This window comes from Enterobacter sp. QK-SA4 (assembly GCF_056856775.1).
On sequence record NZ_JBXFXH010000007.1, the window covers coordinates 4,765,139 to 4,779,485 of the forward strand.

The following is a 14,347-nucleotide window of genomic DNA, read 5'->3' on the forward strand; positions in this document are numbered from 1 at the left end:
AATAATGAAAACCGCTTACATCGCAAAACATCGCCAGATCAGTTTCGTAAAATCCCATTTTTCCCGCCAGCTGGAAGAGAAGCTTGGCCTTATTGAAGTTCAGGCGCCGATTCTGAGCCGCGTGGGTGACGGGACGCAGGATAACCTCTCTGGATGCGAAAAAGCGGTACAGGTAAAAGTGAAAACGCTGCCAGACGCTCAGTTCGAAGTGGTTCATTCCCTGGCGAAGTGGAAGCGTCAAACTCTGGGACAACACGACTTCAGCGCGGGCGAAGGGCTCTACACGCACATGAAAGCCCTTCGTCCCGATGAAGACCGCCTTTCTCCGATTCATTCCGTTTACGTTGACCAGTGGGACTGGGAGCGCGTAATGGGTGATGGTGAACGCCACGTCGGTACGCTGAAATCCACCGTTGAGGCGATCTACGCCGGGATCAAAGCAACCGAAGCGGCCGTGAGCAAAGAGTTTGGTCTGGCACCGTTCCTGCCGGATACGATCCACTTTGTCCACAGCCAGGAGCTGCTGAGCCGCTTCCCGGATCTCGATGCTAAAGGTCGCGAGCGAGCGATCGCTAAAGAATTAGGTGCAGTATTCCTGATCGGTATCGGCGGCAAACTGTCTGATGGCAAACGCCACGACGTTCGCGCGCCGGATTATGATGACTGGAGCACTGTAGGTGAGGGCGAATTTGCCGGGCTGAACGGCGATATTCTGGTGTGGAACCCGGTACTGGAAGACGCATTCGAGATTTCATCTATGGGGATCCGCGTGGATGCCGACGCGCTGAAGCGCCAGCTGGCGGTCACCGGTGATGAAGATCGTCTCAAACTCGAGTGGCACCAGGCGCTGCTGCGCGGTGAAATGCCTCAGACGATCGGCGGCGGTATCGGCCAGTCCCGTTTAACCATGCTGCTGCTGCAATTACCCCATATCGGTCAGGTTCAGTGTGGCGTCTGGCCGCAGCAGGTACGTGAAAGCGTCGGTTCTCTTCTGTAATTAACGCTGCCAGCGTCTGAGCAGGCGGCTACGCAGCCCGGTATCAAAGCGCCAGATATGATCGAAGATGCGCATGATGCCGGGTTTTCCATGAGCGGACATCGCCACCGCATGAAAACGGTGCTGGTGCACCCGCTGTAATTCCTTCACCTTATTCACCACGTCATCCGGCAGCCGCTGGGCAATAAAATCGGAAATCACCACCGCGTCAGCGTCGTACCAGTCGCCGCCCTGCATACGCTCCACAATACTGCGGAAGCAGCTGGCCAGATCCGTGCCGCCGCGAAAGCGCTGGCTCAGAAAGCGGATTGCCTGCTCGATCCCCTGCTGGTTCGTCAGCTCATAGCCCACCACCTCGCTGGAGAAGAGCATGATGAAGCAGCGACGGCGATCGGCCAGCGCCACGCGCATCAGTGCCAGACAGAACGCCTTCGCGCACTGCTCGTTAAACCCGCCCATCGAACCGGACGTATCCACGCAAACAATGAATGGCCCGCGCGGCTGTTCATCAAAATCCTGATGGACGACCGGCCGTTGGCTGACTTTCTCGCGCCAGGCTTCACCGTGCAGTCGGTAGGTGAGAAGCTGTTTTTCAACCAGCCGACGATAAAACTCATACTCCAGCTCGGTCATCCCCAGCGTGCTTAGCTCGGTCGGCAGCAGGCGTAAGATGTCGTCGCTCTGCTGGAGCCCGTCGACCTGCTCAGGCACGGTAGCCGGTTCGCGCACCAGGGTGCGGAAGGTTTCCATCGGGGCATCTTTCTTTGGGACCGACTTTGCCTCCCTTGAGCGCCCCAGCTGTTCTGCAAGCTTCATCAGCTCGGGCTGCTGCGTTAGAAAGTCGCCGTACTTCACGATCAGCTGGTAGTCACCGCGCTTCAGCTGCCCGGCGCTCATGTCCCACAGACGTCCGGCGGCGTTTTCATTTTCTACCAGCACCTCTTCAAGCTGGCCGCTCAGCGTCATACGTTCCTGAACTTCGCTGAGCAGCTGTTCACGCTCTTCATCCAGCAGCTGCTGGTTCAGCGTTGTGGCCTGAACCACCAGGCTGAGGCGCCAGCGCTGTAAGAAGAGGGTATGCAGTGCGGGTGTAAAGGTGGCGTTATCCGTGACCAGCGCCCGGGCCTGGCTGGCAAACGGAGAGTGGACGTTATCGAGCAACGTCAGGGTTTGCGGGAGCTGGACGATAAACTGCGACGTGGAGAGCCGCTGGCACTGCTGATAGCAGGCCACCTCTTCCGTTAACTCAGGCGGAACTTCGGTCTCCCTGAACCGCTGACGCAAATTTTCCCGCCAGCGGGGCAGATCGTCCGTCATCGCCTTTTTTAGCTTCGGAAATTTTTCAAAAAACGCCGCCAGCTGCGGCGACGCCAGAAGGGTAATGACCACTTCTTCGATCAACCCCTCCTCGCTGACGGCCAGCATGACGTTAAGCGTATCGAGCGTTAGCATTGACGCGCCTGTTTGATCTGCGCGCTGACGTCCTGCAGGCTGGCTTCGATGCGACCTAACCAGTCGCTATGAATAAAGAGGCATTTTTGCTGCTCGCTAAAGCGGGTGTGCTGCTGATGCCATTCGGTATCCAGCGCTTCCAGCTGCTGCTTGATCTCTTCCGGCACGCTATCCGAAGCGGTTCCCGGCAGCGCAAGACGCGATCCCTGGAGGCTGACGTCACGGATCACCAGGTGCTGGCTACTGTCCACTTCCATATTCAGCGGCTGCGCGAAACCAATGCCGTTGAGTTTTCCTCGGATCTCTCCGCCCTTATCCAGCCACTGCGCCAGCGCCTCGCGCTCAATCGTAATGTGCACCACCTGCATATCATGCAGTTTAAGCGGCTGCTGGAGCAGCAGCGTTAGCGTTGCGCCGGTCAGATCCGCGGGAAGCTCGTAGTGCGGTTTGCGGGCGAACATGCCCCCAAGGCGATTCACTTTCAGCGCGGTTTTATCACTTTGCTGCTGCTGGAGCTGGATGCGCCGCTGGGCAATCGCCCCCAGCTGGTTGAGCATTGCCTGCTGTCCCCAGGCGTGTCCGGTCATCAAAACGTCAAGCTGCTGCTGCATCAGATTCATGCCTTCTGCGTCGTGCCAGAGGCAGTCTTTCAGCAGGATCAGATCGATTGGCGCGACGGCATCACGCCCGCTGAACAGGGCGCTCGCCTGCAGCAGGTGGATCGCTTTTTTCCACCGGCGATCGGAGACATAGGGCGCTGAAGGGATGAGATCAAGCTGCTGGCGCAGCAGATAGATCAGCTCGAAGACGGCGTCTGGCAGTTTGATTTTGCCGATATCCTGCTGCCACTGGTGATACTCCTCATCCGTCACCTGCAGCGAAGCGGATACCGGGTTTTCACTTTCATCCTGCTGGCTGACCAGCATGGAGCGGAAGTTGGACTTATCCTGCACTTTGTCCAGCCACAGACGGATAAGCATACGGTCATACAGCGCTTCCAGACTGCTGTCGGCTTCAGGCAGTTCGTTAGAGGCGGCCACCAGCAGGCGCATCGGGATTTTCTCTTCACTGGCGCCGTTACGGAATCGACGTTCGTTTATCGCCGTGAGGAGGGTGTTAAGAATAGCCGGCCCCGCTTTCCAGATCTCATCGAGAAAAACAATCTCAGCCTCCGGAAGATACCCTTCAGTCAGACGCTGATAGCGCCCCTCGTCTTTCAATGCCTGAATGGAGAGCGGACCAAAAACTTCTTCTGGGGTGGAAAACCGGGTCATGAGATATTCGAAGGCGCGGGCGTTCTGAAAAGCAAATTTCAGCCTGCGGGCAATCAGGCTTTTGGCAATGCCCGGCGGTCCCAGCAAAAATACGCTCTCACCGCTCAGCGCCGCCAGTAAACAGAGGCGAATGGCGTGGCTACGCTCGAAAAGGCCTTTCTCCAGCGCGCTGCTGAGGCGGGAAATTCTTTCTGCTAATAAATGTGAGTGAGCCATAATAGTTTTGCATCCTTTCGCCGTCGTGGCGGCCAATTGAAGCGAGTATAGACGTTTCAGTCAGGGCTGGTAATAGACTGAAGTGCGGCGCAATTTTCTTTGCGCTACATTAATGCGGTTGCATTTAGGGGTACGATTTTGCAATGAATCGTGCATACTGTGCGCTTTTTGTGGGCCAAGGGACCGGGAACACATTTGTTATTTAAACGAAAAGACTAGTCTATGAGCACTGATAATAAGCAATCATTACCCGCAATAACGCTTGCGGCGATCGGGGTTGTCTACGGTGATATCGGCACCAGCCCGCTTTATACGCTTCGTGAATGTCTGTCCGGCCAGTTTGGTTTTGGTGTTGAACGCGATGCCGTGTTTGGCTTCCTGTCCCTCATTTTCTGGCTGCTGATCCTGGTGGTTTCCGTTAAATATCTCTCCTTCGTTATGCGTGCTGATAACGCAGGTGAAGGTGGGATCCTGACCCTGATGTCTCTTGCCGGGCGTAATACCTCGGCCAGGATGACCTCTGTGCTGGTCATTATCGGCCTGATTGGCGGCAGTTTCTTCTACGGGGAAGTGGTGATAACGCCGGCTATCTCGGTGCTGTCGGCGATTGAGGGGCTGGAGATTATCGCTCCGCAGCTTGATTCATGGGTGGTTCCGCTGGCCATTATTGTCCTGACGCTGCTGTTCATGATCCAGAAGCACGGTACAGGGCTGGTGGGTAAATTGTTCGCGCCGATTATGCTGGCCTGGTTCCTGATCCTGGCGGCGCTTGGTTTACGCAGCATTATCGCGAACCCGGAAGTGCTGCATGCGCTGAACCCTTACTGGGCGGTGCATTTCTTCCTCGAATACAAAGTGGTTTCCTTCGTGGCGCTGGGGGCCGTCGTGCTCTCCATCACCGGTGTGGAAGCGCTGTATGCTGACATGGGCCACTTCGGGAAACTGCCTATCCGCGTGGCATGGTTTATTGTGGTGCTGCCGTCGCTGGTGCTGAACTACTTCGGTCAGGGCGCGCTGTTGCTTAAAAACCCGGAAGCGATCAAGAACCCGTTCTTCCTGCTGGCGCCCGACTGGGCGCTGGTGCCGATGCTTATCCTGGCGACGCTGGCGACCGTCATTGCCTCCCAGGCGGTGATTTCCGGCGTGTTTTCTCTGACGCGCCAGGCCGTGCGTCTGGGGTATCTCTCGCCAATGCGCATCATCCATACCTCAGAGATGGAGTCGGGCCAGATCTACATCCCGTTCGTTAACTGGCTCCTCTATTTCGCTGTTGTTATTGTTATCGTCAGCTTCGAGCACTCCAGTAACCTGGCGGCGGCGTACGGTATTGCCGTAACCGGTACGATGGTGCTGACATCACTGCTCTCCACCACGGTAGCGTACCGAAACTGGCACTGGAATAAATTCCTCGTGGCGATGATTCTGGTGGGCTTCCTGTGCATTGACGTGCCTCTGTTCTCCGCGAACCTCGACAAGATTGTCTCCGGTGGCTGGCTGCCGCTGACGCTGGGTCTGGTGATGTTCATTGTCATGACCACCTGGAAAAGCGAGCGTTTCCGCCTGCTGCGCCGCATGCATGAGCACGGTAACTCCCTGGAGGCGATGATCGCTTCGCTGGAGAAATCCCCGCCGGTCCGCGTGCCGGGCACGGCGGTGTATATGTCTCGCGCGCTGAACGTCATCCCGTTCGCGCTGATGCATAATCTCAAGCACAACAAAGTGCTGCACGAGCGCGTGATCTTGCTGACGCTGCGCACCGAAGATGCGCCTTATGTTCACAACGTGCGTCGTGTTCAGATCGAGCAGCTTTCGCCGACATTCTGGCGCGTTGTTGCGAGCTACGGCTGGCGCGAAACGCCAAACGTGGAAGAGGTGTTCCACCGCTGCGGTCTGGAAGGGCTGAGCTGCCGGATGATGGAGACGTCGTTCTTTATGTCGCACGAGTCGCTGATCATCGGCAAGCGACCGTGGTATCTGCGTCTGCGCGGAAAGCTGTACCTCATCCTGCAGCGTAACGCCCTGCGCGCGCCTGACCAGTTTGAGATCCCGCCTAACCGCGTGATTGAGCTGGGAACGCAGGTCGAGATCTAATCCCTTCTGAAAATGCCGGGTGGCGCTTCGCTTACCCGGCCTACCAAACCCCTCGCCAACCCACAATAATTGTCTCTGCATTTCACTTAGCGAAACGTTTCGACGGCGATCACAAATCTGTTACGTCATGATGGTTTTCTGAACATTCTTGAGATTAAACTGACGTCAGCGAAACGTTTCGCTAGTGGAGCAAGAAAATGAAGAAAGGCACGGTACTCAACTCAGAAATCTCATCGGTTATTTCCCGTCTTGGGCATACCGATACGCTGGTGGTTTGCGATGCAGGCTTACCGGTTCCGCGCAGCACAACCCGTATCGATATGGCGTTAACGCAGGGTGTACCCTCGTTTATGCAGGTACTGGAAGTTGTGACGGCGGAGATGCAGGTTGAGGCAGCCATTCTCGCGGCGGAAATTAAACAACATAATCCGCAACTCCACGAAACGTTGCTCAGCCATATTGAGCAACTGCAACAACACCAGGGAAACACCATAGAAATTCGTTACACGACGCACGAACAGTTCAAACAACAAACCGCTGACAGTCAGGCGGTGATTCGCAGCGGGGAGTGTTCCCCGTATGCGAATATCATTCTCTGTGCTGGCGTCACCTTCTGAGGCCATCATGGACGCATTACTGCAACTCAAAGGGATCGATAAGTCGTTCCCGGGCGTAAAAGCCCTCTCCGGCGCGGCGCTGAACGTCTACCCCGGGCGCGTGATGGCGCTGGTGGGCGAAAACGGTGCCGGCAAATCCACCATGATGAAAGTGCTGACCGGTATCTATCAACGCGATGCCGGTTCACTCGTCTGGCTGGGGAAAGAGACCACCTTCAATGGCCCAAAATCCTCTCAGGAAGCGGGCATCGGTATTATTCACCAGGAGCTGAACCTGATCCCGCAGCTCACCATTGCGGAAAACATCTTCCTCGGCCGCGAGTTTGTTAACCGGTTCGGCAAAATCGACTGGAAAACCATGTATGCCGAAGCGGACAAGCTGCTGGCGAAGCTGAACCTGCGCTTTAAGAGCGACCGACTGGTAGGCGATCTGTCCATTGGCGATCAGCAGATGGTGGAAATTGCGAAGGTGCTGAGCTTTGAGTCGAAGGTCATCATTATGGATGAACCCACCGACGCTCTGACCGACACCGAAACCGAATCCTTGTTCCGCGTGATCCGCGAGCTGAAATCGCAGGGGCGCGGGATTGTCTATATCTCTCACCGCATGAAAGAGATCTTCGAAATCTGCGATGACGTCACCGTCTTCCGCGACGGGCAGTTTATTGCCGAGCGCGAAGTCGCCACGCTGACCGAAGATACGCTCATCGAAATGATGGTGGGACGCAAGCTCGAAGATCAGTATCCGCATCTGGAGAAAGCGCCGGGTGAGATCCGCCTGAAGGTGGACAACCTCTGCGGTCCGGGTGTGAACGACGTGACCTTTACCCTGCGCCAGGGCGAGATCCTGGGCGTGGCGGGCCTGATGGGGGCCGGGCGTACCGAGCTGATGAAAGTGTTGTACGGCGCACTGCCGCGCACCAGCGGTTATGTCACCCTCGACGGTCATGAAGTGGTCACCCGCTCTCCGCAGGATGGCCTGGCGAACGGCATCGTTTATATCTCCGAAGACCGCAAACGCGACGGCCTGGTGCTGGGGATGTCGGTTAAAGAGAACATGTCCCTGACCGCGCTGCGCTATTTCAGCCATAGCGGCGGTAGCCTGAAGCATAAAGATGAGCAGCAGGCGGTGAGTGATTTTATCCGCCTCTTTAACGTTAAAACCCCGTCGATGGAGCAGGCGATTGGCCTGTTGTCCGGCGGTAATCAGCAAAAAGTGGCGATTGCGCGCGGGCTGATGACGCGCCCGAAAGTGTTGATCCTCGACGAGCCAACCCGCGGCGTGGACGTGGGCGCGAAGAAAGAGATCTATCAGCTGATTAACCAGTTCAAGGCCGACGGTCTGAGCATCATTCTGGTCTCTTCCGAGATGCCAGAAGTATTAGGCATGAGCGATCGCATTATCGTCATGCATGAAGGGCATCTCGGCGGTGAATTCACTCGCGAGCAGGCCACCCAGGAAGTTCTGATGGCTGCCGCTGTGGGCAAGCTTAATCGCGTGAATCAGGAGTAAGAAGATGACTACCCAGGCTGTTTCTGGTCGCCGCTATTTCACAAAGGCATGGCTGATGGAACAAAAATCGCTGATTGCCCTGCTGGTGCTGATCGCGATTGTATCGACCATGAGCCCAAACTTTTTCACCGTTAATAACCTGTTCAACATTCTGCAGCAAACATCGGTGAACGCCATTATGGCGGTCGGCATGACGCTGGTGATTTTGACCTCAGGGATCGATCTGTCCGTCGGTTCCCTGCTGGCGCTCACCGGCGCGATCGCCGCTTCGATTGTCGGCATTGAAGTCAACGCGCTGGTGGCCGTGGCCGCGGCCCTGGCGGCAGGCGCGGCGATTGGTGCCGTAACCGGCGTGATTGTAGCAAAAGGCCGCGTTCAGGCGTTTATCGCTACGCTGGTGATGATGCTGCTGCTGCGCGGTGTGACCATGGTGTACACCAACGGCAGCCCGGTCAATACCGGCTTTACCGATAACGCCGATCTGTTTGGCTGGTTCGGTATTGGTCGCCCGCTGGGTGTTCCGACCCCGGTCTGGATCATGGCTATCGTCTTCCTGGCGGCGTGGTACATGCTGCACCACACCCGTCTGGGTCGTTATATCTACGCGCTGGGCGGTAACGAAGCGGCAACGCGCCTGTCCGGTATCAGCGTTAATAAAGTCAAAATTATCGTTTACTCCCTGTGCGGTCTGCTGGCATCGCTGGCAGGTATCATCGAAGTGGCGCGCCTCTCCTCCGCGCAGCCAACGGCAGGGACGGGTTATGAGCTGGATGCTATCGCGGCAGTGGTTCTGGGCGGTACGAGTCTTGCGGGCGGTAAAGGTCGCATTGTTGGGACATTGATCGGCGCACTGATTCTTGGTTTCCTGAATAATGGTTTGAATTTGTTAGGTGTTTCCTCCTATTACCAGATGATCGTTAAGGCAGTGGTGATTTTGCTGGCGGTACTGGTAGACAACAAAAAACAGTAACTGACGACACTACAGGACATCTTAGATATGAACATGAAAAAACTGGCTACCCTGGTTTCTGCTGTCGCGCTGAGCGCAACCGTAAGTGCTAACGCCATGGCGAAAGACACCATCGCGCTGGTTGTCTCTACCCTGAACAACCCGTTCTTCGTCTCCCTGAAGGACGGTGCGCAGAAAGAAGCGGACAAACTGGGCTACAACCTGGTGGTGCTGGATTCACAGAACAACCCGGCGAAAGAGCTGGCTAACGTTCAGGACTTAACCGTTCGCGGCACCAAAATTCTGCTGATCAACCCAACCGATTCTGATGCCGTCGGTAACGCCGTTAAAATGGCAAACCAGGCGAAAATTCCGGTGATCACTCTGGACCGCCAGGCAACGAAAGGCGAAGTTGTTAGCCACATTGCGTCTGATAACGTGCTGGGCGGTAAAATCGCCGGTGATTACATCGCGAAGAAAGCCGGCGAAGGCGCGAAAGTTATCGAACTGCAGGGGATTGCCGGTACGTCTGCAGCCCGCGAGCGTGGTGAAGGCTTCCAGCAGGCAGTGGCTGCACACAAATTCAACGTGCTGGCCAGCCAGCCGGCAGACTTCGACCGTACTAAAGGTCTGAACGTTATGCAGAACCTGCTGACCGCGCATCCTGACGTGCAGGCCGTGTTCGCACAGAACGACGAAATGGCGCTCGGCGCGCTGCGTGCCCTGCAGACCGCAGGTAAATCTGATGTGATGGTTGTCGGATTTGACGGCACGCCGGATGGTGAAAAAGCAGTAAACGATGGCAAACTGGCTGCGACCATCGCTCAGTTGCCTGAGCAGATTGGCGCCACTGGCGTTGAAACTGCCGACAAAGTGCTGAAGGGCGAAAAAGTTCAGGCTAAATACCCAGTTGACCTGAAGCTGGTCATCAAGCAGTAAAAGGCGAATCAGGCAGTCGCTGGCTGCCTGAGGGACACCAATAAAGAAAAGTGTGGCATACGCCACCGGGTAACACCGGTGGCGCTCTCAGATGGACAACCCAACCATGAAAACCGCAGGCAACCTCGTCGTCCTTGGCAGTATCAATGCCGATCACATTCTTAACCTTGAATCGTTCCCTGCACCGGGCGAAACCGTCACGGGTAACCAGTATCAGGTGGCATTTGGCGGTAAAGGCGCCAACCAGGCCGTCGCTGCCGGTCGCAGCGGGGCGAATATTGCGTTTATCGCCTGCACGGGTGATGACGATACCGGTGAGCGAGTACGCAAACAGCTGGCGAGCGACAACATTGATATCGCACCGGTCAGCGTGGTTGCAGGGGAATCGACCGGCGTGGCGCTGATTTTCGTCAATGCTGAAGGTGAGAATGTCATCGGTATTCATGCGGGTGCTAACGCTGCGCTGACGACGGAGCGCGTAGAAGCGCAACGTGCCATCATCGCCGGAGCGGAAGCCCTGCTCATGCAGCTGGAGTCACCGGTTGAAAGCGTGCTGGCCGCCGCGAAAATTGCGCATGAAAATCATACCACTGTCGTACTTAACCCGGCCCCAGCCCGTGTATTATCAGACGAGCTGCTGGCACTGGTGGATATCATTACGCCGAACGAAACCGAAGCCGAAAAGCTGACGGGTATTCGCGTAGAAAATGATGACGATGCCGCGCGAGCCGCGCGTGCACTGCATGATAAGGGCATCGGCACCGTGATTATCACCCTTGGTAGCCGTGGAGTGTGGGCAAGCGTCAATGGCGAAGGCCGTCGCGTGCCGGGCTTTAAGGTCAAAGCGATTGATACCATCGCAGCGGGAGATACCTTTAACGGTGCACTTGTCACCGCGCTGCTGGAAGGCAAGAGAATGGATGACGCTATTCGCTTCGCACACGCTGCTGCCGCGATTGCGGTGACGCGCAAAGGCGCCCAGCCTTCCGTTCCGTGGCGTAAAGAGATCGATGAATTCTTAAGTCAGCAGGGGTAACGCTTGGCCACAATGAAAGATGTCGCCCGCATGGCGGGCGTTTCTACCTCGACGGTCTCCCACGTTATAAACAACGATCGCTTCGTCAGCGAGGCGATTCGGGGGAAAGTTGAAGCTGCGGTAAAAGAACTCAACTATGCGCCGTCTGCGCTGGCGCGCAGCCTTAAGCTCAACCAGACGCGCACTATCGGTATGCTGATCACCGCCAGTACCAACCCCTTTTATTCAGAACTGGTTCGCGGCGTGGAGCGCAGCTGCTTCGAGCGTGGCTACAGCCTGGTGCTGTGCAATACCGAGGGCGACGAGCAGCGCATGAATCGTAACCTGGAAACGCTGATGCAAAAACGCGTCGACGGACTATTGCTGCTCTGCACCGAAACGCACCAGCCCTCGAAAGAGATCATCCAGCGCTATCCTTCGATTCCCACCGTGATGATGGACTGGGCGCCGTTCGACGGAACCAGCGATCTCATTCAGGATAACTCCCTGCTGGGCGGTGATATGGCGACTCAGCACCTGATTGATAAAGGACACACTCGCATTGCCTGTATTACGGGGCCGCTGGATAAAACTCCGGCGCGTTTGCGTCTGGAAGGGTATCTCTCCGCCATGGAACGAGCGGGGCTTGCCATTCCTGATGGCTATCGAATCACCGGTGATTTTGAATTTAACGGCGGTTTCGAGGCGATGCAGAAACTGCTGGCGCTAAAGCCGCGTCCGCAGGCGGTGTTTATTGGTAACGACGCGATGGCGTTTGGTGCCTACCAGGCGTTGTATCAGGCGGGGCTACGCGTGCCTGATGATATGGCGGTCATTGGCTATGACGATATCGAACTGGCCAGCTACATGACGCCGCCGTTGACCACGATCCATCAGCCAAAAGATGAACTGGGCGAGCTGGCCATCGATGTGTTGATTCACCGTATGGCGCAGCCCACGCTGCAACAGCAACGCCTGCAGCTTACTCCTGTTCTGATGGAACGCGGTTCGGTTTAGCTTTCTCTTTGTGACGCTCTTTAATCAGGTTTCGGCCATCTTTCGGTTTTAACAGCATAAAGACCAGCGCCGATACCACAGTAAGTGCGCCCATGGTGATAAAGGTATAGTGGAACTGCTCAACGGTATTTGCGCTGTCAAAACCTTCATAAAACCGCAGCACCGCTGCACTCACGGCAACCCCTAAACTGATCGACAGCTGTTGCGTTACCGCCAGCACGCTGTTGCCGCTGCTGGCGTTCTCGTCAGTCAGGTCGGCGAGGGTGATGGTGTTCATCGACGTGAACTGCGTCGACATCGCCATGCCCAACACAAACAGCGGCAGGATCAGCATCCAGACGGGTAACGCGGCGGATTGCAGCGAGAACTGCGCAATCATCAGACCGATAAAGACCGTCACGCCAACCAGCGTCTTACGATAGCCAAACCAGCGCAGCACCTGTGTCACGGTTGATTTTGCCAGAATTGAGCCCATTGCCGTGGGCGCCATCATGCAGCCAGCAATCAGGGCCGGGTAGCCGAAACCCACCTGCAGCATCAATGGCATCAGGAACGGTACGCAACCCGTCCCCAGACGAGACGCAATGTTTCCTGCAATCCCAACTGAAAACGTTCGGGTGTTAAAGAGCCCCAGGGAAATTAACGGCGTCGGGTGACGGCGCGCGTGACGTATATAAAGAAGGAATAACAGAATACCGCAGAGGATAACGGAGAGCGCTAACCACGTCGCGACGATTTTCTCGCCAAACAGCTCCATTCCGCTGGAGAATAACACCAGGCTCAGGCCAAACAGGAAAAAGCCTCCCATGTCGAAGCTGCGCCTTGGCGTGGTGAAGTTCGGCATATATTTGCGGGCATACAGCAGCCCCGCAACGCCAATTGGAATATTAATCAGGAAGATCCAGTGCCAGCTTGCCCAGGTGACAAACACGCCACCGAGTACCGGGCCAAGAATCGGGCCGACCAGGCCCGGCATGGTGACGAAGTTGAGCACGGGAAGCAGTTCGCTCCTGGGGTAGGCTCGCAGCAAGGCAAGACGCGCCACCGGCATCATCATCGCGCCGCCAATGCCCTGCAATACGCGGAAGATAACCAGCTCCGTTAAGGATGAGGAGAGCGCACAGGCCAGTGAACCGAGCGTAAAGAGCGTTACGGCCAGCATGAAAACTCTGCGGGTGCCAAAGCGGTCGGCCAGCCAGCCGCTGACCGGAATTAACATTGCGACCGTCAGGGTGTAGCTGATGATGGCGGACTGCATCGCCAGCGGGGAGCGGTTAAGGCTTTGCGCAATAGCGGGAAGCGCTGTGTTGAGGATGGTGGCATCCAGTGCCTGCATAAAAAATGCCATGGCTGCAATCCACGGCAATCCGGCCATGCTGCGCGCTTTTTTCGTTGTCATTTATTTACCTGCTGGTGGGTTGGCGCGGCCAGCAGTGCCTGGCACGCACTCAGGGCTCGCTGCCCGTCGCTTTCCTGGATGGCATCTACTATCGCCTGGTGCAAATCCAGTTTTACCACTTCGTTTTGTGTAATAGAGGTAAAGTAGGTGTGATACACCGAATGAAATAAAGAGGCAAAAGAGGTGAGAAACGGATTGGCGCTCATCATATAGATGTGTTCATGCCAGGCCATATCAACCTCAACCCAGCGTTCGCGGTTGAAGTGCTTTTTCAGGAACACCATCTCTTCCATCAGCGCGTTAAGCTGTGCTTTCTGCTCTGCAGTTCCTAGCGTGGCGGCAAGCAGACATGCCTGAGGTTCAAGGCTGCTGCGCATCACCAGAAAGTGATCGACGACCTGGTGAAAGTTATCTTCCGTCATCCACCAGGAGAGCAGCTCCTGATCGAGAAAATTCCAGTTACTCTGTGGCATCACGCGTGTGCCAATGCGAGGGCGTGGAAGCACCATGCCTTTTGCCGTCAGGGTTTTCACCGCTTCGCGAACGGCGGTACGGCTCACCCCAAACTGCTCACCCAGCTCCATCTCACCCGGCAGGATGCTGCCCGGGGCATATTTACCCGCTAAAATCCGCTGAGCCAGCTTTTCTGCCAGCACGTACGACAGGTTTTTTTGGGCGGCCAGCTGTTGTGCGCTTAATGGCATCGCTTTTATTCCTTAAAGATTCATGCTGATAATTATGCCACCTCGAATGTGATTGTGGTTGCAGATACATCAAATAGAACAATTTGTAGCTCGTTTTCACCTCTGTTGGTGAAAAAAAACGCGGATGGAAACTTTTTTTTAATTTCCTCTTGTCACGTCGGAAT

The 14,347-nt window shown here is 56.0% G+C and carries 12 protein-coding genes; 8 read left to right on the forward strand and 4 right to left on the reverse strand.

The features are described 5' to 3' along the window. Nucleotides 1-4: 4 nt before the first annotated feature. Complete coding sequence (asnA, locus tag AC1VYI_RS24530) at nt 5-997, forward strand: aspartate--ammonia ligase (protein ID WP_134866994.1); 993 nt, start codon at nt 5-7, stop codon at nt 995-997. On the opposite strand, the gene viaA is transcribed toward asnA, so the two are convergent. Beyond that, nucleotides 998-2,449, reverse strand: a complete 1,452-nt coding sequence (gene viaA, locus AC1VYI_RS24535; RefSeq protein ID WP_045400472.1) for an ATPase RavA stimulator ViaA — start codon at nt 2,447-2,449, stop codon at nt 998-1,000. Next, entirely contained in the window at nt 2,443-3,939 is a 1,497-nt protein-coding gene (ravA, locus tag AC1VYI_RS24540) for an ATPase RavA (RefSeq protein WP_226484440.1), read from the reverse strand. The genes viaA and ravA overlap by 7 nt, the downstream gene beginning before the upstream one ends. Nucleotides 3,940-4,161: 222 nt before the next feature. Between ravA and kup the strand changes: the two genes are divergently transcribed. From kup to rbsR, 7 genes are all read left to right on the forward strand, one after another. Next, nucleotides 4,162-6,030, forward strand: a complete 1,869-nt coding sequence (gene kup / locus AC1VYI_RS24545) for a low affinity potassium transporter Kup (protein ID WP_023309781.1) — start codon at nt 4,162-4,164, stop codon at nt 6,028-6,030. 197 nt (nt 6,031-6,227) lie between these two features. After that, nucleotides 6,228-6,647: a D-ribose pyranase gene (gene rbsD / locus AC1VYI_RS24550; RefSeq protein ID WP_003862392.1), complete on the forward strand. Its 420-nt coding sequence runs from the start codon at nt 6,228-6,230 to the stop codon at nt 6,645-6,647. A gap of 7 nt (nt 6,648-6,654) precedes the next feature. Further along, nucleotides 6,655-8,160 (forward strand): ribose ABC transporter ATP-binding protein RbsA, encoded by a 1,506-nt coding sequence (gene rbsA / locus AC1VYI_RS24555; RefSeq protein WP_023309779.1) that lies wholly within the window; start codon nt 6,655-6,657, stop codon nt 8,158-8,160. 4 nt (nt 8,161-8,164) lie between these two features. Beyond that, entirely contained in the window at nt 8,165-9,130 is a 966-nt protein-coding gene (rbsC, locus tag AC1VYI_RS24560; RefSeq protein WP_006808742.1) for a ribose ABC transporter permease, read from the forward strand. A 27-nt stretch (nt 9,131-9,157) separates the two neighbouring features. Beyond that, a complete protein-coding gene (rbsB, locus tag AC1VYI_RS24565) occupies nt 9,158-10,048 on the forward strand; it encodes a ribose ABC transporter substrate-binding protein RbsB (protein WP_010426610.1) in 891 nt (296 codons plus the stop codon). A 106-nt stretch (nt 10,049-10,154) separates the two neighbouring features. Continuing rightward, complete coding sequence (gene rbsK / locus AC1VYI_RS24570; RefSeq protein ID WP_032662107.1) at nt 10,155-11,084, forward strand: ribokinase; 930 nt, start codon at nt 10,155-10,157, stop codon at nt 11,082-11,084. A gap of 3 nt (nt 11,085-11,087) precedes the next feature. Continuing rightward, nucleotides 11,088-12,080: a ribose operon transcriptional repressor RbsR gene (gene rbsR, locus AC1VYI_RS24575; protein WP_072263119.1), complete on the forward strand. Its 993-nt coding sequence runs from the start codon at nt 11,088-11,090 to the stop codon at nt 12,078-12,080. Here rbsR and mdtD read toward each other — a convergent pair. Then, complete coding sequence (gene mdtD, locus AC1VYI_RS24580; protein ID WP_039263279.1) at nt 12,046-13,479, reverse strand: multidrug transporter subunit MdtD; 1,434 nt, start codon at nt 13,477-13,479, stop codon at nt 12,046-12,048. The genes rbsR and mdtD overlap by 35 nt on opposite strands. Beyond that, nucleotides 13,476-14,183: a FadR/GntR family transcriptional regulator gene (locus AC1VYI_RS24585; RefSeq protein WP_023309775.1), complete on the reverse strand. Its 708-nt coding sequence runs from the start codon at nt 14,181-14,183 to the stop codon at nt 13,476-13,478. Before AC1VYI_RS24585 ends, mdtD begins: the two co-directional genes overlap by 4 nt. Between the last annotated feature and the right edge of the window lie 164 nt (nt 14,184-14,347).

Bases quoted from the DNA above. Each gene is read 5' to 3' on its own strand.
- asnA (WP_134866994.1), top strand. From the start codon at position 5: ATGAAAACCGCTTACATCGCAAAACATCGCCAGATCAGTTTCGTAAAA.
- viaA (WP_045400472.1), bottom strand. From the start codon at position 2,449: ATGCTAACGCTCGATACGCTTAACGTCATGCTGGCCGTCAGCGAGGAG.
- ravA (WP_226484440.1), bottom strand. From the start codon at position 3,939: ATGGCTCACTCACATTTATTAGCAGAAAGAATTTCCCGCCTCAGCAGC.
- kup (WP_023309781.1), top strand. From the start codon at position 4,162: ATGAGCACTGATAATAAGCAATCATTACCCGCAATAACGCTTGCGGCG.
- rbsD (WP_003862392.1), top strand. From the start codon at position 6,228: ATGAAGAAAGGCACGGTACTCAACTCAGAAATCTCATCGGTTATTTCC.
- rbsA (WP_023309779.1), top strand. From the start codon at position 6,655: ATGGACGCATTACTGCAACTCAAAGGGATCGATAAGTCGTTCCCGGGC.
- rbsC (WP_006808742.1), top strand. From the start codon at position 8,165: ATGACTACCCAGGCTGTTTCTGGTCGCCGCTATTTCACAAAGGCATGG.
- rbsB (WP_010426610.1), top strand. From the start codon at position 9,158: ATGAACATGAAAAAACTGGCTACCCTGGTTTCTGCTGTCGCGCTGAGC.
- rbsK (WP_032662107.1), top strand. From the start codon at position 10,155: ATGAAAACCGCAGGCAACCTCGTCGTCCTTGGCAGTATCAATGCCGAT.
- mdtD (WP_039263279.1), bottom strand. From the start codon at position 13,479: ATGACAACGAAAAAAGCGCGCAGCATGGCCGGATTGCCGTGGATTGCA.
- AC1VYI_RS24585 (WP_023309775.1), bottom strand. From the start codon at position 14,183: ATGCCATTAAGCGCACAACAGCTGGCCGCCCAAAAAAACCTGTCGTAC.